This is a genomic window from Lysinibacillus sp. GW821-FHT14F06 (assembly GCF_058803665.1).
In genome coordinates this window covers 151,427-170,915 of sequence record NZ_JBXAPF010000006.1, presented here as the reverse complement: position 1 = coordinate 170,915, position 19,489 = coordinate 151,427, and the positions used below count along the sequence as shown (strand labels likewise).

Genomic DNA, 19,489 nt, shown 5'->3' with positions numbered 1-19,489 from the left:
AGGGGTTGTTATTCTTGATTTTACAATCAACAAAAACATTAACAAATGGTATAGAAATGCCTCGCTTAGGTTTAGGTGTTTATAAAATGACAGAGCGTGATGAAACATTGCAGGCTATTGATAAAGCACTTAAATTTGGTTATCGAGCTATTGATACAGCATCACTTTATGGCAATGAAGAGGAAGTGGGCGAAGCTATTCGCTATTCAGGTGTTAAGCGTGAGGATATATTTGTTACGACAAAGGTTTGGAATAATGACCAAGGTTACGATGAGACATTACGAGCATTTGAAGTATCGTTGAAAAAGTTAAATATGGATTATTTAGATTTGTATTTAACACATTGGGCAGTACCTGAAACATTTGAAGAAACATATCGAGCCATTGAACGCTTATATGATGAAAAGTTAATTCGGGCAACTGGTGTATCTAATCACCATGAGCATCATCTACAAAAGCTATTGGCAAAGGCAAATATACAGCCAATGGTTAATCAAGTCGAGGTGCATCCATATTTACAGCAAGATGATTTAAGAGCTTACTGTAGTGCGCATGGCATTGCTGTGACTGCATGGTCTCCACTTGGTCGCGGAGGTGTGCTTGATAACGCAGCTATTACAAAGATTGGTCAAGAAATTGACAAAACGGCTGCACAGGTAGTATTGCGCTGGCATTTACAAAGAGATACACTCATTATTCCAAAATCAGTTACGCCAAGTCGTATTGAGGAAAATGCACAGGTTTTTGATTTCGAGTTAACCTTAGCACAAATGGATCAAATAGCTTCTTTAAACTGTAATGAACGCTTCGGGCAGGATCCAGATAACTTTAAATTCGATTTTTAACTAAACTCTGCTATTAAATGAAAAAATCCCGCTCTCAAGTCTGATGGCGGGATTTTCAGGTTCTATTATTTTGATTCTTTTACATATGGAATATAGTTAGAAAGCATTTTTGCCATATGAGCACGTGTTGCGTTATTGCTTGGCATAAATTTGCCATTTGAACCACTAACAATCTTTAAGTCTTTCATAAGTGCGATTGCATCTTTAGTTTCAGTGTTGTATTGTGCAATATCACTGAAATCAGCTTTTAAGCCAGCTTTTGCATCATGTTGAAGATTGTATGCACGAGCAAACATTAATGCAAGTTGAGCACGAGTTACTTTTGTATTAGGATTGAATTTACCATTTGCACCTTTAACAATACCTGCTTCGGCAAGAGCAGTGATTTCCTTTTGTGTTGTAGGATTTACATTTCCAAGATCCGAGAATGTTGTTTGACCTTTTGCCTCAAGCTTTAATGCACGTGCGATAAATGAGGCAGCCTGAGCACGAGTTAAGTTAGCATTTGGTGAATATGTTGTTGCAGTCGTACCATTTGTTAAATCACGGTAATAAAGATCACGAACATAGCCCTCTGTTTCTGAGCCTTTTGCGATATCCTTAAATGGAATTGTTGCAATAATGCGCCCTTCTACTTTTGGATTAACATTTTTCAATGTAGTCAAGTGTTCGATGAACATTTCATAATCAATAGTACCAGGCTCACTTACACGTCCATCAGCATAAGCTTTTTCAAGTGTTTCGTAGCCGTCTCCACCTTTAGCGGTAAAGGTATTTGTTGCAGCTTTATAGTAAGTAGCTTTGTCTAGATCTTTACCATTTAATTTAATTGATTTTACTCGTTTACCAGCTGGACCTTTTCCATCGAATTCTACTTGTAAACCAGAGAAGTGTAGGAAGCCGCCAGATTCTTTCGGAAACTCTTTTACACTATGTTCAGCAATGTCATAGATTTCAGCACCTGTTAATTTTACGATACCAAGTGCATTTCCGAAAGGCATGACTGTCATTACTTCGCCAACTGTAATATCTCCAGCATCAATGCCTGCACGGATACCACCGCCATTTTGGAAGGCAAATTGTACTTCTGGATCAATCTTCTTGGCACCAGCAAGCATACCGTCTGTAATTAGGTTTCCAAGGTTTGTTTCACCAGCACGAACGCCCCAAAGACCACGTTTACCATCCAATACTGAAACAGCTGTATTTCCTGTTGATTGTTGTTTTACAGCTGAAATTTTTTCTGTATATGGAGCTAACATTTCAGTTGTTTCTGGGTCTGCTGCAACTGGATTTTCTTTATCATTTAAAGCGTGTAATTGCCCGAAATATTCAACAACCGCACCATTATCATTAAATGTTAAATCAAGCTCACCTAAATTCTCGCTATATTGACCTGTTTGAACGATAATTGTAGGATTTTTAAAGGATGTTTCTGCTTTCACAGCTTTGTCTAATTTAGTATGTGTATGACCACCAACAATAACATCAATACCTTCTACAGCTGCAGCTAGTAATTGATCGTTATCGAAATCTTTTGAATCATCAAATCCTAAATGAGTAAGGGCAACAATTTTATTAACACCTTGTTTTTCAAATTCTGCTACTGCTTTTTTGGCAGAGTCGATATAATTGGCAAATTGTACATTAGCAACGCTTGAAATAGAAGGAGTTTCTTCAGTTGTTAAACCAAAAATACCTACTTTTTCTCCATCGACTTCTTTAATAATACCGTTATAAATTTTCCCATTTTCGAAGTCTTTTGTGACTGTTTTAAATTGTAAGCCATCAAATAAAGATTCTTTTGAAAAATCAAGATTGGCCCCCAGTAATGGGAATTCTGCTCCTTTTACAAATTTCGCTAGAGCAGTATGACCTTCTGGGCTTGATCCTAAATCGAACTCATGGTTACCAAATGTCATAGCATCGTAGCCCATTAAGTTCATTAACTTCATTTCAACTTCTCCTGTGAATTCATTGAAGTAAAGCGTGCCAGTCAAAGCGTCACCTGCATCTAATAAAAGTGAATTATGATTTGCTGCACGTAGCTCTTTTATTTTTGTAGCACGTTGTGGAGCATACTCTGCATGTGAATGTGTATCATTGGAGTGTAAAATTGTTAATTTGAAACCATCTTTCGTAGCTGCTGGTGCTGTTTCCGCTGCATGGGCAGCAAAACCAGGAGTAGCTAATAAACTAGCAACTAGAGTTGTTGCTGCAATACTTTTAACCCATTTCATCAATGAATTCCTCCCTCATAATATGTCAGATGACTGACAATTTACTCTTATTCTATCATGAAAGAAATTCTTCGTCATTACCATTAATGGTAAATGTATATTAATTTTATTGTAAAAAATAGATTAAGAAATATTAAATAATATATTTATACTTTTATTGAAGTATAAGTAAATTGTGTATAAGGCTAAGTGAAAAATTTTTCACCTCAAAAAAGCGCGAGAAATCAACTTTTCTGATTTCTCGCGCTTTTTATGATTTTGAGCAAGGATTTACTGTTTGTCCTTTACAACAATTTGTTTATTTAAAAATGGATGTTCAAATTCTAACTGTATAGCATGGAGCTCATAGTCTCCACTTGCCGTTTCCCTAGCTCCGTACATTGTATCTCCAATAATGGGATGCCCGATATGAGCTAAATGTACTCGGATTTGATGTGTTCTGCCTGTTTCCAAAATGAGATGGACAATACAAGAACTCTTATAGCGAGCAACTACCTCATAGTGTGTTACAGCATGTTGACCAGTTTTGGAAACTACACGTCTTGTTGCGTGATGTCGATCTTTCCCAATAGGTTCGGTGATTGTACCTGAAGATGCTTGTAAATTTCCTTGTACCTCTGCAGCGTAAGTGCGAATAATAGATTTTTCTTCAATCATACGATCAAGGATGGACTTAGCGAGAGGATGCTTTGCCACCAGCAATAGTCCTTGCGTGCCTCTATCCAGTCGATGGACATGCTCTGCATAAACACCACTCTGCTTTTTAATATGTGCCATGACATGGTTCATACAAGTATGAGTATCACGAGCATCATTTGGATGTGTTGACATACCTTTTGGTTTGGAAACGATTAAGCAATGGTCATCCTCATAAATAATATCAATTGCACATACTGGTGTGGGTTGATAATTGGATGTAGGTATCGGAAACGTAAATTTTAGAATTGCACCTGCCTGAAGCGGGGCTTTCCATTGAACGGGCTCATCGTCCATCGTTGTAATTGCTTTTGACATTCGTAATTCATGAACTAATTTTTTACCAAGTCGCCAATGATTACGCAGCAGTTCTTCAATGGTTAAATTATCTTCATTAATTTCATAATGAAACATAGATCTTCCTCCGTAGAAAAGACCGTATTCCTAATTGTAGAACACGGTCTCTTAATTATTTTGCAGCTTTTACAGCCTTCATTACATAAAAGCTTGCCCCTGCAATTAAAATAAATGCAGTTAGCGCTAAAAATGGGATTGTGATAAAGCCTAACCAATTAATATATTGACCAGTACAGGAAACAAGACCACAAGAAGGTGCAGTATCCGCTAAAAAACTAAGCTTTTGAATTCCATAATGATAAAGTGATACACTGCCACCCATAATGGCAAAAACAGCTGTTGTAACCGCAATACGTGCATTTTTTTGTATAAAGGCAATTGTTGTCATGATGACAATTGGATACATGAAAATACGTTGAATCCAACACATTTTACAAGGTTCATAGTGACGAATTTCTGAAAAGTATAAGGAACCTAGTGTTGCAACGACAGAGACAATCCAAATAAATAATAAGCCATTTTCTACTTTTTTAGACATATCTATTCTCTCCTTTATTAAACCATATCCTTGTACGATTATAGTTGTTCTAGTTTTATATGTAAATTAACTTACACAAAATAAGGTATCTCCTTTTTAAAAAGAATTTCAGTCTAAAGTATGAACGACTTAGGCAGACGTTCAAGACTTTGAAATGTTATCATTAACATTAGTAATGCCGAAGAAGAGGTGTTTTTGTGAGGGAGAATGAGCATTCGAATATCAGTATTTTAAAAGAGATTGCAGAACTGTTAAATGAAGAAACTGAAATAGTGACAATGTTAAAGGGTGCACTTGTGAGATTTTTAAATGGGACAAACTTTGAAACAGGCTGGATTTTTTTTATCGATGAAAAAGGGCGATCGGAGCTTGTTGTTCATGAAAATTTGCCAGAAGCATTGGAATTTAAAAACTGCCATTATTTAAAAAAGGGAGGCTGCTGGTGTGTTTCTCGCTATCGTAATGAGGAATTAAAAAAAGCCTCCAATATCATTGAATGCCAGCGCATTGAGAGTGCGATTGCAGCAAATGTTGGTGATCACGAGGGCATTACACATCATGCTACAGTGCCTCTTCAGTCAGGACAAGAACGTTTTGGGGTCTTAAATGTTGCCTCAAAGGATACTGTGCGTTTTTCACAGGAGGAGCTAGCTTTACTTGAATCTGTCGCTTTTCAAATGGGTTCAGCCATTAAGCGAATTTTACTGACAAAGCAGGAGCAAGAAATGGCACTTGTAAAGGAGCGCAACCGTCTAGCTAGAGATTTACATGATTCGGTTAATCAGCTGCTTTTTTCAGTTACTCTAACGGCGAGAGCTGGTATTGAAATGACGAATGATCGTGCTATTAAAGAAACATTTAAGGAAATTCAACATTTAACACAGGATGCCTTAACTGAAATGCGTGCATTAATTTGGCAGCTTCGTCCAAAAGGCTTAGAGAATGGTTTACTTGAAGCGATTAAAGTATATGCTGAAATGCTCGGCTTAAAGTTGCATGTGACAGTTTCAGGTGTATTGCAATTCCCTTCACGTATTGAAGAAACATTATTTCGAGTAGCACAAGAAGCACTTAATAATGTACGTCGTCATGCAGGTGTGCTGGAAGCTGCATTATATATAACGGTTACGTCTACAGACATTTTGCTTGTGATTCGTGATGAGGGACGAGGCTTTGTCATTGATAATAACACGAGGTTACTTTCAATGGGCTTGCAGTCAATAAAGGATCGTGCAAAATCAGTTGGTGGTACAGCTGACTGGGTTAGTGAAATTGGCAAAGGAACAGAACTGTTAATCCGCTTGCCGTATTAGGAGGAAAGAGAATGATACGTGTATTAATTGCAGATGACCACCATGTAGTACGTCGTGGATTATTATTTTTCTTAAAAACGCAAAAAGACATTGAAGTTGTGGGGGAAGCAAAAAATGGACTGGAGGCAGTAACTTTAGCGGAAAGCATACAGCCAGATATTATTCTTATGGATTTAGTCATGCCTGAGATGGATGGTATTCAGGCAACTAAGCGCATTAAAGCGAAATTTCCACAAATTGAAATTTTGATGCTCACAAGCTTTTCGGATCGGGACCATGTCGTACCAGCTATGGAGGCAGGTGCTGCAGGTTATCAATTAAAGGACATAGAACCTGATGAACTGGTATTGTCCATTCGCCGAATAATGCGAGGCGAAAATACTCTACATCCAGAGGCCACATCGACGCTGGAAATGGATCGACAAGAAACTGAAAATGCACCTCATGTATTAAACCCACTAACACCTCGTGAACAGGATGTACTTGCAGAGCTGACAAAAGGGAAAAGTAATCGAGAAATTGCTTCCTCCTTATTTGTTACAGAGAAAACTGTAAAAACCCATATATCTAATATTTTCACGAAGCTACAGGTGCAGGATCGTACTCAAGCGGCTCTTTATGCTGTAAAGCACGGACTGACAGAGGGTAGTGGTGTGTAAAAGTGAGTTAAAACGGCGAGTTCCTACAAATTTGTAGTAGCCCGTCGTTTTTTTATTGTTTATTTTTGAATAAAAAATTTATTTGTAATTTCTAGTAATGTTGAGCTTGGCGTAAGGGCCAAATCTTCTTTTAACTTTTGTTCATAGTCTTGAAAAACTCTGTATGCCTGTTCATATAGCCCAGCGTTTATTAAAGTGTGTAAATAGTGTTCCAGTTTTTGTTCATTATATGGATCAAAATCTAGTAGGCTATTTAAGAAATCAAGTGCCTTTGTCGTATCCGTTAATACAGAAGCTTGAAAGCCTTTTTCTAATAAATCTATGTATGATTTAGTCAGTTTATCTTTATAGGCTGTCGCCCATTCATAATCGTCAAAAATAAGCAGCCCATTTTTATAAATGGAAAGACATTGATTAATTAATGAAATATGGGGGAATTCTTGCTTTAAAAAATCATCATAGTATCTCTGAAAATCATATAAATCGCAAAGAATGCTTGGCTTTTCAAAGATATAATATTTATTGGAAAATACTATACAGTTGGCATAACCTATATTGCTTAAGGTTTTTCTTAAATAAGATAAAGCTGTATGAAGATTCGATTTTGCCCTAACATAGTCTAAATCAGGCCACAAAATTTCTATTAAATAATCACGGTGAATAGGAATATTTGGATGTAAAATAAAATAAACAAATAATTCCTTTGTTTTCTCCGTTTTGAACGCAATTAAACTATTGTTACTATAGGCTGCAAATTGATCGAAGCATTGAACGTTTAGCATCGTTTTCGAAGCCTTCTGAATGAGTTGCTGAATGGAATATTCATGCTCTATTCGAGCAATAGCCTTTTCTAAACGAGCGTGATTAATTGGTTTAAGTAAATAATCAAGCCCTCCGATATCATATGCCTGTAACGCAAACTCTTGATGGGAAGTTATAAAAATAACACTAACATGTGGACGATCCGTTTTGATAATATCAGCTACTTCCAGTCCAGTTAGTTCATTGAGCTTTACCTCTAAAAAAATAGCCTCAAATTCTAATGCGGGAAGCTCCTGCAGAAAAGTTTCTACCCTTGTAAAGGTTTTGACCACCTGTATTTGCTGAAATGCTTGTAGTTTATTTTGAAAATAGTGTAATGCTAGTGGTTCATTGTCTATTAAAACGGCTCTAATCACATCAAAATCTCCTTTTTACAATTAAATTGAAAACCATTAAACTCTAGTTCATTGTGCTTGAAAAGGCTTCCTAATATATAGTGAGCACTAAAAAAGCGAATTTCGCTTAAATATAAAAATTTGACACTGAGATTTAGTACTCGTATTTCATTTTTCATAATCCTATTGAGGTTTCATAAAAACAAAGCACTAAATTCTTTGTCACAAATAGATACTATAGTTTTCAGCGCTCTATAAAGAGGATGGAAGTTTTGTCTGTTGTGTTAAGAGAATTGAAATAATTGTATAAGCGTTTATTATCAAACTATTCTTAATAAGGCGGGAAACAACATAGTTTTAATAGCGAAATCAATAAATTCCTCATAAATCCTTGTATTAAACTAGTTTTTTTCTTATATTGTAAAAATAGTATAATGATTGTAATAATTTATCAGGCGTTATTATAGTACATTCGACTTAAATAAAACTCAAAAAGTACTTAAAAAATACTTAAAATAGATAGGATATTAGTAATTAAAATGCAAAACAAAATGGTTAATTTGTGATGAAAAATGGTTAATTAATGACTAAAATGACATCATGCAATAAATATAGTAGCAGCCGAGATTGATAAAGGATGGGTTAAACATGAAATTAGAACGCCTTTTAATGATGACAATGATTTTAATAAATCGAAAAAAAGTGACAGCACAGGAGCTTGCTGAGTTATTTAATGTGTCAGTTCGTACAATTTACCGTGATATCGAAACACTTAGCTGTGCTGGAATTCCTGTTTTGAGTCAGCAGGGGGTTAACGGTGGAATTAGTTTGATAGAGGGGTATCGTGTCGATAAACAGGTTCTGACAAAGGAGGAGCTTACCTCGCTTTCCATTGCCATAAAAAGTGCACTTACAACCTATGACGATTCCTATGCAGAAGCAGTGCTCGAAAAGTTAACAAGTGTTGCTGATGAAGAAATAAAGCAATCCATCAACCAACTATTTATTGATCTTAGCCCTTGGGGACCATCTATTGTTTTTAAGGAGCAGATTACACTATTAAAAAAAGCCATTGAACAAGCACACTGTGTAAGCTTCACCTATTCTACGACACATGGTCAAGTAACCAATCGATTTTTAGAGCCACATACATTAGTACAAAAAGGAAAGGTATGGTATGTCTACGGATACTGCACATTAAGAGAAGACTTTCGCTTATTTAAAATAGCTAGAATGAAAAATATAAAAGAAGAAATGATAACCTTCCAGCGCAAAGAAGTTCATTTGTCTGAACTCCCATGGAACAAAGAGTGGCACCGTCCTCAAAATGTAATAAAGCTAAAGCTGTCATTCGATTCTACGATAACAACATTAGTAGAAGAAACATTTGGTGCTGAGCATACAGATCATGAAAATTTAACAGTTAACATTTCATTGCCAGAGGATGAATGGTTATACGGTTTTCTTCTAAGTTTTGGTCACCGTATAAAAGTATTAGAGCCATTCCATTTAAGAGCTATTGTGCATAAGCGAGCACAGGAAATTGTGGAGCTTTATAAAGATATTTAATTTTTGTTTTGAAAGATGACATACTGCTGTCAGGTTTCCTTTGCTATAGTCATAACAAATAGTATGAAGGGTGGATTAATGATGCAAAGTTATTGTCAAAGCTGCGGTATGCCATTAGCAGATGAAACATTATTAGGAACAGGTAAAGAAGGTCAGAAAAGTCAAGAATATTGCATGTATTGTTATGAATTAGGAGGGTTTAAACAGCCGAATTTGACAGTTGAGGAAATGGTTGAGATTTGTGTGCCACATTTAAAGGAAGATGGGATGGCAGAAGAAGAGGCTCGTCAAATGTTATCTTCTTTCTTACCAAGTTTAAAAAGATGGAGAAGAGAAGAAATAAAACAGCCAAAAATGATAGAACGAGAATCATTTCAAATCGTAGGAATTTCAGCTCAAACGAGTAATGCCAATGAAATAACGTCTCAAGCTAAAATTCCTCAATTATGGTCAGACTTTTATCAGCAAGAAGTGATTGGACAAATAAAAAATCCAGTCAATGAAGTATTAATCGGTTTATATTCTGACTATGAAACAGATGTTAATGGAAAATATTCTATTACCCTTGGAATGGAAGTAGCAGCGACAGATGAAGTGACACAAGGGATGGTCGTAAAAACAGTGCCAGCTGCTAAATATTTGGTTTTTACTTCAGATAAAGGGTCAATCCCAGACATTGTGATTAAGGTTTGGCAAGATATCTGGGCTTGGTTTGCAGGTTCAGAAGTAGAAAGAGCATACACAGGTGATTTTGAGATATACGATGAACGGTGTGCCAACCCACAAGAAGCACAGGTTGATATTTATATAGCAATCAAATAACAACAAATCTCCTACCATTTACTTGGTAGGAGATTTGTTGTCGTTTGCTGGAGGAATGATTTCAATATGTGGTTCAATATGCACGAGTACCTGACAGAATCGATTTTCACGAGTAATCGTTTTTTCAATCTCCTCTGTAATACGATGACTCTCAAAGACATTTAAGTAAGGGTCTACAGTGACAGTGACATCGATAAAGTACATATTGCCATGGGCGCGCCCCTTAAAGTCTAACAACTCGATTACTCCATCAACATTGCGAATAAGGACAGACAAAGTCTCAACTTCTTCGATATTAAAAGCATCTGTGAGACTTTGAACAGCCTCCCAAAAAATTTCAATTGCTGTTTTAATAATTAGAAGTGCAACGAGAAGTGCAGTAATTGTGTCGATAATAGGGAAACCGAAAATAGCTCCAAAAATTCCGATTGCTGTACCAATACTTACAAGAGCATCTGAACGATTATCATAGGCTGCTGCTTTCACAGCTGCACTTTTTATTTTTTTAGAAAGTGCTAAATTATAACGATAAACGATATACATCACTATGGCACTGCCAATTGCGACATAGGCAGTTAATAATGATGGTGTTGTATTAACTGGCTCCCAAAGGCCTTTTATCGAATTAATAAGTACCTGTAAGCCAACAATTAACATAATGAACGACGCAACAAGTGAGGCAACTGTTTCGGCACGCAAATGCCCATATTGATGATTAGAGTCAGGTGGAATTTGGGCAATTCGTAATCCAATAAGTACTGCAATAGAGGCGATAATATCAGTAGTATTATTTAATCCATCTGCCTTTAGCGCTTCTGATGCGCCTATATAGCCGATTGTTAATTTTATAGAACTCAGAACCAAATATGTTGCGATGGATAACCAAGCACCTTTTTCCCCTTGACGTAAATTTGTATAAAGCTCCATTTTGTTTCCTCCTTGCAAAACTTTCGGGCATTATAAAACGACTCCCTTCTGTGAAAGGGAGTCGTTGCTAAAGTTTATAATGTTATCTCTATATAAGCTCCCCGCCACTATAGGTTGTGAGCTGTATACATTTTTTATAGCCTGTATCTTTTAAGTGCGATGTTAATCGTAACACAGTAAATAAAACAAGGCAATTTTTAGGTACTTACTTCTTCATTTTCATTTGATAAATCACGTTCAGGTAATTTCAGAACTTCTAAGTATAAAATATGGTGACCATCTAATTCTTTTGCGATAAACTCATAGCCTTGCTCTTCAATGCTATCTCCTTCGACTGCATCAAAGCGCTTTGTCATAAACCAACCGCCGATTGTATCTATATCATCATCTTCTATGTCAGTACCTAGCATATCATTTACATTCTCTACTAGCATCTTTGCATCTAAAATAAAATGATCTTCTGCAATTTCTTGTACTTCTGGGATTTCGTCCTCATCAAATTCATCTTGAATATCGCCGACAATTTCCTCAATAATATCTTCAATCGTCACTAAACCAGATGTTCCGCCATATTCATCCATTAAAATGGCCATATGAATGCGTTCACGCTGAATTTTAAGTAGCAAATCGTTAATTTGCGTCGTTTCCATCACGCGAATAATCGGCTGCATATAGTCAATTACTGGCTTATCACCATTTGCAGGGTCTTTAATGTAAGCGGTTAATAAGTGTTTCATATTGACTAGGCCGATAATATGGTCCTTGTCACCATCAATAATCGGATAACGAGTGTATTGCTCTACTCCCATTAAATCGAATACTTCTTTAATGGTAAGTTCTTTTTCGATTCCAACGATTTCAGTACGTGGTACCATGATTTCCTTTGCAAGACGTTCTGAGAACTCAAAAATACTGTTTACATATTCATATTCTGAATTATTAATTTCTCCACCTTTTAAACTATCTGACAAAATCATACGTAGCTCTTCTTCAGTATGAGCAACTTCTGATTCTGACATCATCTTTAGACCGAAAAGGCCTGTTAAGCCACGTGCAGATCCGTTCAATAACTTAATGACCGGGTACGTAATGTTGTGGAATAAAATTAATGGGCCAGAAAAGTTTAATGTCACTAATTCTGCTTTTTGGATGGCAAGTGTTTTTGGCGCCAATTCCCCTATAACTACATGCATAAACGTTACGATTGAAAATGCAAGTATGAATGAAAGGATAGATGTAATACTACCATTCAAATTTAGAAACTCAAACACTGGGTGCAATATAATTTCAAAAGTAGGTTCACCAAGCCAACCTAAGCCAAGTGCTGTGATTGTAATACCTAGCTGACATGCAGATAAGTATTCATCTAAATCTGAAACAACACGTTTTGCATTTTTTGCTTTTTTATGACCTTCTGCTAGCAACTGATCAATACGTGTTGATCTTACTTTAACAATTGCAAACTCCGTTGCAACGAAAAATCCTGTCATGATTATTAGTAGGGCGAATGCCGCCAACCTAATGGTTATCTCCAATATGTCTCCGTCCAAATAATTCCTTTGTCCCCGCCCAAATGAGGGAAGTAAACAAAGTGTACACCTCCTATGATTTAAAAAATTGTTGGATGATTCAATCATAAAATATTTAGATGCAAAACACAAATATTGACAACAATTTTTTATCTCTCGATAATCAATCCGTAATTTGGAAAAACTAACACCAAAAGATTGAAAATCAAAAATCATTATGCTACCTTTAAAAGGAGCAAAGATAGTTTATTTAGAGAAGGAAGCATTTGCATCTCATATAAAAACGACACGTCAAAAAATCTCAAGAGAGCTTTATCTGCGAATTTTTTAAATGAATTATTTTTAATAGCATCAAACAAGGAGCCTTCTCAGCTAGTGAGAGGGCTCCTTTTGCTTTAAGTATTATTCTTGTTGGAAGCGCAATTTTAAACACGCTTTTTCAACATCATGAAGCATTTCTTTTAATGGGATTTCGCCTGTAAAGCACGATATGGTAACAGGTGCCTTTTCCGTAATACCCTGCTGTGTTAAAAGATAATTTTTGCCATTATATGTTACATACATACTTTTTACAGATTTTTTTCCGAATGAACTAGTTGGCGTGTCGAATAATGCTTTTAATTGGCTACAATATTCATTGTAAAAATCACTTTTAAAGCCAGAAAGTGACTCGAATTTTTTACTATTGATAGTGCCAGCTTCATCTACTAATTCGAAAATTTTAGCGGAAAATTCAGAAAAAACTTCTTTTACTTTTGCACGAATTAATGCTTTTGAATTATAACTGTTTAAGTCATCTAAAAGTGTGACTTTACTCATTGAAATAGCCCCCTGCATACAAAACATTTATTATCAACTTGATAACATAAATGTATAAGAAAAATGCTGCAATTTCAATAGATGGAAATATTTTTAGCATAAATGATGTGCAAACACTAGTAAAAAATGGGTATATATAGAATCGCTGTTACACGAATAATTTACTATTTTTGTTAATCGTACACATGATACAACATAAGCTCATGAATCATTTTTTTAACATTTTCTTCGTTTGGTGGAATAGGCCCAGTCCATTGGATATTGCCATCCTTTAAATACTCAGCTGTAAAGCGTTCGCGTTGATAGAAAAAGGAAATAGCCCAGCCAGGAAGCTGAGAATTTTCAAATAAAGGCTTAAAGCTGAAATGCTGAATCATAATCAAACCCCATTTCTTATATATGTAGTTAATATTATTCAAGGATAGTAGTAAATTTGCAACTATTCTACCTGAAGAAAATGATGCAAGGTGTTTAATTATCCAAGGGTTTTTCTTTCGTTGAAAATCCTTGCTCTGCTATAATGAGTGCAACAGGCGACAAAATCCGCCAATCATGAATACAATTGAAATGAGAGGGTACTAATGGATAATTTTCTAGTGACTTTACTATTTATGGCCATTATTGGAGCCGCTATCGGCGGTGTAACGAATCACCTAGCCATAAAAATGCTTTTTCGCCCACATGAAGCAATATATATTAAAAATTGGCGTGTACCATTTACACCAGGGCTTATCCCAAAACGACGTGACGAATTAGCAAGGCAGCTTGGATTAACTGTTGTAAACTATTTATTAACACCTGAAACCTTTAGAAAAAAATTCTTTTCTAAAGACATTCAAGACAAAGTAGAACAGTTTGTGCAAACAAAGGTAGAAGAAACTATTTTTACGAATGATAAAACAATTCAAGATTGGCTTACATTAGCTGGATTTTCTAACATGCCAACAACAATTGAGAATAAGATTGAAGCAATTGTTGAGGGACAATTTGAGTCAATGAAGAATACATTATCAACGAAGTCAATTCATACACTGTTATCAGCAGATATTCAATATACAATTGAAGCAAAGATTCCAGTAGTAGTTCGTCATATATTAGAGAAGGGTGAGGATTATTTTTTATCACCTGAAGGCGAATTAACAATAAAAGCGATGATTGATGATTTTTTGTCGTCTAAAGGTTCACTTGGTGGAATGATCAATATGTTTTTAGGTGACTCTTCTTCGTTAGTGGCAAAGGTTCAGCGTGAACTTATAAAATTTTTACAGGCACAGGGCACAACGGCATTATTAACGAAAATCTTTACGCAGGAGTGGGATAAATTAAAAGAACGTCCTGCAATGGATTTTTTACAGGATATTCGCTTTGATTCAATATTAATGAAAGTGCAAGGTTATGTAAAAGAGCAGCTAGCAGTTGAGGAACGTTTGAATCAGCCTATTTCATATTACTGGACAGAGGGCAATACATGGATGAAGGAAACAGTCATTCCGCAAGCTATTGACAAAGCCTTTGTTAAAGCCGAAGAGAAATTAGAAGATGTATTAAAACGCTTAAATTTACAAGAAGTAGTTCGTGAGCAGGTTGATACTTTCCCTGTGGCGAAACTAGAGGAGCTTGTACTAGGTATTTCAAAACGTGAGTTTAAAATGATTACAGTACTAGGTGCAGTTCTTGGCGGCTTGATTGGAATTGTGCAAGGATTAATTGTCTATTTTATTTAAAAAGGGGAAATAAAAGAATGATTAATATTTATAATGAAATTAATGCTTTAGAGGGAACATTCCGTAAAACATCGGAATTCGAAGAGTTGAAAGAGGCGGTTGAACTAGTAAAGAATGATGAAGAGGCATTAAATGTTTTTAAAAACTTTCGTAAAATTCAAATAGAGCTGCAAAAAAAGCAACTAGCTGGTGAGGAAATATTGGAAGATGAATTAGTATACGCTCAAAAGGCAGCTCAACTGGCGCAGCAAAATGAAAAAATCTCTTCAATGCTTGAAGCTGAAATGAAATTAAGTAAGGTGATTGAAGAGGTAAATCGTATTTTAGTAAAGCCTATACAAACATTGTATGAGGGAATATAACGTAATCGTTGCTGTACCAAAGGAATAAATACACTATTAATTGCACATATAACAAATAGGAAAGAAACGTGTCTCCATGGTTGAGGCACGTTTTCACTTTATACACAATTTAAAAATAATGGAGGCAAGTACTATGCATGTAATTATTGAATGGACATATAAAGCACTAAAGGGTGCAACAACTGTACTACGTTCAGAAGAAATGCCTGCAGCTCAAGCATTACTACTGGCTGAGGATATGGAGCGAACGGGGAGAGTTAATTCGTTGCATTGTATTGATCGACAGGAAACAAGCTGGTCGATAAAGGAGCTGAAGGCCTATTTAAAGGAAATTGAGACAGAGCCACATAACATTACCGTTTATTTTGACGGCGGCTTTGATCGTGCTACAAAACAATCAGGGCTAGGATGTGTCATTTATTATGAGCAAAATGGTAAACCATATCGATTAAGAAGAAATGCCTTTTCATCAGAGCTAAATTCCAATAATGAGGCAGAATATGCAGCGCTTTATTTAGGAATCGTTGAGCTTGATTTACTGAATGTTCATCATTTGCCTGTTTGTTTCACTGGTGATTCTCAAGTAGTAATTAATCAATTAAGTGGGGAATGGCCTGCGCTGGAAAAGGATCTATCGAGCTGGGCAGATAAAATTGATGCAAGGTTAGAGGAGCTTAGCATTCAACCTGAATATCAGCTAATATCCAGGAAAGAAAATTCAGAAGCGGACCGACTAGCTACACAAGCCTTGAACGGTATAGATATTACTGGATTAAGCGAAATTGTAAGAGATAAGTAGTCACTGAAACATTGACTGAAAACCATCAATCAAATGATGGTTTTTTTACTTCTTTTAATGAAACTTTTACCAATTTAAAACGACTACTTTTATGAATCTAAATAATAAGGAGAGATTTTATGAACATGAAAAAATTCGCACCTGTAGCAATGACAGTATTATTATTTGGGAGTGCAGTAGTTCCAGTCGCTTCAGCCAATGAAAAACCTACAGAGGCACCGCAAATTCAAATTGATCCTGTGCACATTTTCAACAATACACATGGGGCAGTTGAGAAAGTCCATGCTGGCAAAAAAATTACATATTACACGGTAAAAGATGGCGATCAAACGAATGTTTTAGAAATTACAAATGAAACACCTGTTTTCGATAATACAGGGAAGAAAGTGGAACTTAAAGAGGGAGATAAAATAGTTGCGTATACATTTGCAAACAAGCCTCAAAAATTAATTTATCCACCACAATTCAATCCTGATGTTGTCATTGTTGAAACGGAAGAAGTTGGATTTGTTGAGGTTGATTATTTCTTTGAAAACTTAACAAATACTTATGATATTTTAAAATTAAACATTGGGGAACAGACGGAGCTTGTCAATTCACGGGGAGAAAAAGTCACAGCTAAGGATTTAGCAGAGGAGCATCTAGTTGTTTTCTATACAGCTTCTACAAAAAGCATCCCAGCTCAGACAACACCTTCAAAAGTAATCGTTCTTGATAACAAATTTGCCAATACAGTAGAAAATACTATTGAAGCAGAGATTGCAGCCATTATTGAGGCAGATTCGTATGAAGTAGAAGGAACAAAGATGGTTCCTTTGCGCTTGATTGCTGAAAAACGTGGTTTTACAGTGGAGTCGACAGGTAAAGGGGCAATCGTAACAAAGGGTAATTTATCTTACACAATTACTCGTGGCGAAAAAATGTTTGGTATTAACAAAGCTTTACACCCACTTCATGTAGCACCTGCATTGTTAGAAGCGAATAAAACATATGTACCAATTGAATTTGCAGAGGAATTTTTAAAATAATGTTTCAAAGTAAAACAGTAAGCTAGAGGAGGTATTCTAGCTTACTGTTTTTACTTTCAGGAGTATTTAAAATAAACTTCGGATACTTCTTCGCAAAGGCTTGAACACTTTGCTTGAAATGAAAGGTTTGCATAAATTTTTTTGCTACTATTAATTCATCTGAATACAGTAATGCATGTCGAAAATGCTGCTGGATAAATTTTCGTGCCTGTTCGTAGTGCTTGTTGATAGAGATAGCACCGTAAATCTCTTCTTGATCCATAATATAAATAAAATCACAAGGAACTTTATGCATGCGATATTTTAATAAAACAGTAATGTAAAAGGTCTTTTCATCACAACGCTCTAAATCAAAGTGATGAAATAATATTTCTAGCTGGTGAATAAAGCTTGGAGCGGAAGAAAAATAATTATTTTTTATAAGAACCACTATCAACACCACCTTCACTAAAAATTATAAAGAGAATAACTTAAATTGTCTATCTTTAGACAGAATATTCTGTTATTTAAAACTTCTATTTGTAGCTTTGCTTAACCTAATAAAAATTTGTTACACTATGGTTGCCGTAATTTTGAAAGAAGAGAGCGAAGAAAATGAAAATTATTCACATAGATCAAAATTATCCTGAGGATTGGATTCGCGTATTAAATCATATTGCGAATTTATTTTTTGAGGAATCCAAGCTAAAAGTAAAGTCTGAAGGAGCTGACATATCCATATGCTTCGAGCATCATGTTGCTGAGGATTTTTCTTTATCAACAAAAGCAGTATTAGAGGTAGAGGGAAAGTATTTTACAAATGAATATCATATTCAATATGACACACAGGCTGAAGGACGTGAACTAAATATTCGTATTAAGCGTGCCCTGTCTCATGTTTTTTTAGATGTGCTTGAACAATATACAGGGATGCAACAGCAATGGGGAATTTTAACGGGTGTCCGTCCAACTAAGCTCTATCATAAATTTAGAAAAGAGGGCATGACTGAGAAAGAAATTGCTGACATACTTATTCGTGACTTCCGACTGTCTGCACAAAAGGTTGGACTCTTAAAAGATATTGTTGAACGACAATTAGTAACGATTCCTGATATCGATAACATTGGAAAGGAAATAAGTATTTATATCGGAATTCCTTTCTGTCCAACAAAGTGTGCCTATTGTACGTTCCCTGCATATGCGATTGGAAGCAATCGAAAGCAAGGCCGTGTCACTACATTTTTAGAGGGGCTGCATATTGAATTAAGAGAAATGGGTAAATGGCTGAAGGACAACGATATGAAAATCACATCCATTTATTGGGGTGGTGGAACACCAACTTCTATTGAGGCACACGAAATGGATGCGTTGTATCAGACGATGTACGATTCCTTCCCACATCCTGACACAATTCGTGAAGTGACAGTTGAGGCGGGTAGACCAGATACGATTACTACAGAAAAACTAGAAGTGTTAAAAAAATGGGGGATTGACCGTATAAGTGTTAATCCACAATCTTATACAGATGAAACGTTAAAAGCGATTGGACGTCATCATACAGTTCAGGAAACCGTTGATAAATTTTGGCTTGCGCGTGAATCAGGTATGAACAATATTAATATGGATCTGATTATTGGTTTACCAAATGAAGGTATCGAAGAATTCCAGCATTCTTTAGAGGAATCTGCTAAGATGCAACCAGAGTCATTGACTGTTCATACACTATCATTTAAGCGCGCATCAGAGATGACTCGTAATAAGGATAAATACAAAGTAGCGGATCGTGATACTGTTGCAGAAATGATGCAAATGGCACAAGATTGGACAAAAGAAAATGCCTATGTTCCGTACTATTTATATCGACAAAAAAATATTTTAGGTAATTTAGAAAATGTCGGCTATAGTAAAGCTGGTGAGGAAAGCATCTATAATATTGTGATCATGGAAGAGGTACAGACAATTTTAGGGATCGGCTGTGGCGCTTCTTCTAAATTTGTTCATCCTGAAACAGGGAAAATTACGCAGTTTCATAATCCAAAGGACCCTGCTGCCTATATCATGACATTTGAAGATGCTATAGGTAAAAAAATTGAGTTTTTAGATGAATTATATAAAGCATAAAAGGT

Annotated in this window: 19 protein-coding genes; 10 read left to right on the top strand and 9 right to left on the bottom strand. The window is 35.8% G+C overall.

The genetic code is table 11. From position 1 onward, the window contains the following. Positions 1 to 14: 14 nt before the first annotated feature. A complete protein-coding gene (locus AC1RNS_RS07965; RefSeq protein ID WP_492991760.1) occupies positions 15 to 845 on the top strand; it encodes an aldo/keto reductase in 831 nt (276 codons plus the stop codon). Between the two features lie 65 nt (positions 846 to 910). Here the strand turns inward: AC1RNS_RS07965 and AC1RNS_RS07960 are convergent, their stop codons facing one another. From AC1RNS_RS07960 to AC1RNS_RS07950, 3 genes are all read right to left on the bottom strand, one after another. Next, positions 911 to 3,085: a 5'-nucleotidase C-terminal domain-containing protein gene (locus AC1RNS_RS07960; RefSeq protein ID WP_492991759.1), complete on the bottom strand. Its 2,175-nt coding sequence runs from the start codon at positions 3,083 to 3,085 to the stop codon at positions 911 to 913. A gap of 270 nt (positions 3,086 to 3,355) precedes the next feature. Next, a complete protein-coding gene (locus tag AC1RNS_RS07955; RefSeq protein ID WP_492991758.1) occupies positions 3,356 to 4,195 on the bottom strand; it encodes an RluA family pseudouridine synthase in 840 nt (279 codons plus the stop codon). Positions 4,196 to 4,250: 55 nt separating this feature from the next. Then, positions 4,251 to 4,676: a disulfide oxidoreductase gene (locus tag AC1RNS_RS07950; RefSeq protein WP_369593763.1), complete on the bottom strand. Its 426-nt coding sequence runs from the start codon at positions 4,674 to 4,676 to the stop codon at positions 4,251 to 4,253. A 197-nt stretch (positions 4,677 to 4,873) separates the two neighbouring features. On the opposite strand from AC1RNS_RS07950, the gene AC1RNS_RS07945 reads away from it, so the two are divergent. Together AC1RNS_RS07945 and AC1RNS_RS07940 are read left to right on the top strand one after the other, a co-directional pair. Then, on the top strand, positions 4,874 to 5,989 hold the full coding sequence (locus AC1RNS_RS07945) for a GAF domain-containing sensor histidine kinase (protein ID WP_492991757.1): 1,116 nt from the start codon (positions 4,874 to 4,876) through the stop codon (positions 5,987 to 5,989). 11 nt (positions 5,990 to 6,000) lie between these two features. Beyond that, positions 6,001 to 6,648, top strand: coding sequence for a response regulator (locus tag AC1RNS_RS07940; RefSeq protein WP_492991756.1), 648 nt, complete (start codon positions 6,001 to 6,003; stop codon positions 6,646 to 6,648). Between the two features lie 59 nt (positions 6,649 to 6,707). Here the strand turns inward: AC1RNS_RS07940 and AC1RNS_RS07935 are convergent, their stop codons facing one another. Beyond that, entirely contained in the window at positions 6,708 to 7,826 is a 1,119-nt protein-coding gene (locus tag AC1RNS_RS07935; RefSeq protein WP_492991755.1) for a response regulator, read from the bottom strand. Positions 7,827 to 8,453: 627 nt separating this feature from the next. Here AC1RNS_RS07935 and AC1RNS_RS07930 point away from each other — a divergent pair. Together AC1RNS_RS07930 and AC1RNS_RS07925 are read left to right on the top strand one after the other, a co-directional pair. Then, on the top strand, positions 8,454 to 9,374 hold the full coding sequence (locus AC1RNS_RS07930) for a helix-turn-helix transcriptional regulator (RefSeq protein ID WP_492991754.1): 921 nt from the start codon (positions 8,454 to 8,456) through the stop codon (positions 9,372 to 9,374). 81 nt (positions 9,375 to 9,455) lie between these two features. Continuing rightward, positions 9,456 to 10,196, top strand: a complete 741-nt coding sequence (locus AC1RNS_RS07925; RefSeq protein WP_492991753.1) for an effector binding domain-containing protein — start codon at positions 9,456 to 9,458, stop codon at positions 10,194 to 10,196. Positions 10,197 to 10,214: 18 nt separating this feature from the next. Here AC1RNS_RS07925 and AC1RNS_RS07920 read toward each other — a convergent pair whose 3' ends face one another. From AC1RNS_RS07920 to AC1RNS_RS07905, 4 genes are all read right to left on the bottom strand, one after another. Continuing rightward, positions 10,215 to 11,123 (bottom strand): cation diffusion facilitator family transporter, encoded by a 909-nt coding sequence (locus tag AC1RNS_RS07920; RefSeq protein WP_492991752.1) that lies wholly within the window; start codon positions 11,121 to 11,123, stop codon positions 10,215 to 10,217. Between the two features lie 197 nt (positions 11,124 to 11,320). Next, positions 11,321 to 12,658: a hemolysin family protein gene (locus AC1RNS_RS07915; RefSeq protein ID WP_492991751.1), complete on the bottom strand. Its 1,338-nt coding sequence runs from the start codon at positions 12,656 to 12,658 to the stop codon at positions 11,321 to 11,323. A 396-nt stretch (positions 12,659 to 13,054) separates the two neighbouring features. Continuing rightward, positions 13,055 to 13,471: a hypothetical protein gene (locus tag AC1RNS_RS07910; RefSeq protein ID WP_492991750.1), complete on the bottom strand. Its 417-nt coding sequence runs from the start codon at positions 13,469 to 13,471 to the stop codon at positions 13,055 to 13,057. Positions 13,472 to 13,644: 173 nt separating this feature from the next. Then, a complete protein-coding gene (locus AC1RNS_RS07905) occupies positions 13,645 to 13,848 on the bottom strand; it encodes a YheE family protein (protein ID WP_492991749.1) in 204 nt (67 codons plus the stop codon). Between the two features lie 204 nt (positions 13,849 to 14,052). Between AC1RNS_RS07905 and AC1RNS_RS07900 the strand changes: the two genes are divergently transcribed. The 4 genes from AC1RNS_RS07900 to AC1RNS_RS07885 all read left to right on the top strand — a co-directional run bounded on the left by AC1RNS_RS07900 (position 14,053) and on the right by AC1RNS_RS07885 (position 17,384). Beyond that, positions 14,053 to 15,195 carry a DUF445 domain-containing protein gene (locus tag AC1RNS_RS07900; RefSeq protein WP_492991748.1) on the top strand — a complete coding sequence of 381 codons (1,143 nt, stop codon included), beginning with the start codon at positions 14,053 to 14,055 and terminating at the stop codon, positions 15,193 to 15,195. A gap of 17 nt (positions 15,196 to 15,212) precedes the next feature. Further along, positions 15,213 to 15,557: a YlbF family regulator gene (locus AC1RNS_RS07895; RefSeq protein WP_492991747.1), complete on the top strand. Its 345-nt coding sequence runs from the start codon at positions 15,213 to 15,215 to the stop codon at positions 15,555 to 15,557. A 133-nt stretch (positions 15,558 to 15,690) separates the two neighbouring features. Next, complete coding sequence (locus tag AC1RNS_RS07890) at positions 15,691 to 16,356, top strand: ribonuclease H family protein (RefSeq protein WP_492991746.1); 666 nt, start codon at positions 15,691 to 15,693, stop codon at positions 16,354 to 16,356. 119 nt (positions 16,357 to 16,475) lie between these two features. Then, positions 16,476 to 17,384 (top strand): stalk domain-containing protein, encoded by a 909-nt coding sequence (locus AC1RNS_RS07885; protein ID WP_492991745.1) that lies wholly within the window; start codon positions 16,476 to 16,478, stop codon positions 17,382 to 17,384. 22 nt (positions 17,385 to 17,406) lie between these two features. Here AC1RNS_RS07885 and AC1RNS_RS07880 read toward each other — a convergent pair whose 3' ends face one another. Next, the gene (locus AC1RNS_RS07880) at positions 17,407 to 17,814 is read right to left on the bottom strand and encodes a hypothetical protein (RefSeq protein ID WP_492991744.1); all 408 of its coding nucleotides are present in this window, start codon (positions 17,812 to 17,814) and stop codon (positions 17,407 to 17,409) included. A 164-nt stretch (positions 17,815 to 17,978) separates the two neighbouring features. On the opposite strand from AC1RNS_RS07880, the gene AC1RNS_RS07875 reads away from it, so the two are divergent. Then, positions 17,979 to 19,484 carry a coproporphyrinogen III oxidase gene (locus tag AC1RNS_RS07875; RefSeq protein ID WP_492991743.1) on the top strand — a complete coding sequence of 502 codons (1,506 nt, stop codon included), beginning with the start codon at positions 17,979 to 17,981 and terminating at the stop codon, positions 19,482 to 19,484. Positions 19,485 to 19,489: the final 5 nt, after the last annotated feature.

Excerpts from the sequence above, each read along its gene's own strand:
- AC1RNS_RS07960 (WP_492991759.1), bottom strand. The coding sequence starts at position 3,085 with ATGAAATGGGTTAAAAGTATTGCAGCAACAACTCTAGTTGCTAGTTTA.
- AC1RNS_RS07955 (WP_492991758.1), bottom strand. The coding sequence starts at position 4,195 with ATGTTTCATTATGAAATTAATGAAGATAATTTAACCATTGAAGAACTG.
- AC1RNS_RS07950 (WP_369593763.1), bottom strand. The coding sequence starts at position 4,676 with ATGTCTAAAAAAGTAGAAAATGGCTTATTATTTATTTGGATTGTCTCT.
- AC1RNS_RS07940 (WP_492991756.1), top strand. The coding sequence starts at position 6,001 with ATGATACGTGTATTAATTGCAGATGACCACCATGTAGTACGTCGTGGA.
- AC1RNS_RS07930 (WP_492991754.1), top strand. The coding sequence starts at position 8,454 with ATGAAATTAGAACGCCTTTTAATGATGACAATGATTTTAATAAATCGA.
- AC1RNS_RS07925 (WP_492991753.1), top strand. The coding sequence starts at position 9,456 with ATGCAAAGTTATTGTCAAAGCTGCGGTATGCCATTAGCAGATGAAACA.
- AC1RNS_RS07920 (WP_492991752.1), bottom strand. The coding sequence starts at position 11,123 with ATGGAGCTTTATACAAATTTACGTCAAGGGGAAAAAGGTGCTTGGTTA.
- AC1RNS_RS07910 (WP_492991750.1), bottom strand. The coding sequence starts at position 13,471 with ATGAGTAAAGTCACACTTTTAGATGACTTAAACAGTTATAATTCAAAA.
- AC1RNS_RS07905 (WP_492991749.1), bottom strand. The coding sequence starts at position 13,848 with ATGATTCAGCATTTCAGCTTTAAGCCTTTATTTGAAAATTCTCAGCTT.
- AC1RNS_RS07900 (WP_492991748.1), top strand. The coding sequence starts at position 14,053 with ATGGATAATTTTCTAGTGACTTTACTATTTATGGCCATTATTGGAGCC.
- AC1RNS_RS07895 (WP_492991747.1), top strand. The coding sequence starts at position 15,213 with ATGATTAATATTTATAATGAAATTAATGCTTTAGAGGGAACATTCCGT.
- AC1RNS_RS07890 (WP_492991746.1), top strand. The coding sequence starts at position 15,691 with ATGCATGTAATTATTGAATGGACATATAAAGCACTAAAGGGTGCAACA.
- AC1RNS_RS07885 (WP_492991745.1), top strand. The coding sequence starts at position 16,476 with ATGAACATGAAAAAATTCGCACCTGTAGCAATGACAGTATTATTATTT.
- AC1RNS_RS07875 (WP_492991743.1), top strand. The coding sequence starts at position 17,979 with ATGAAAATTATTCACATAGATCAAAATTATCCTGAGGATTGGATTCGC.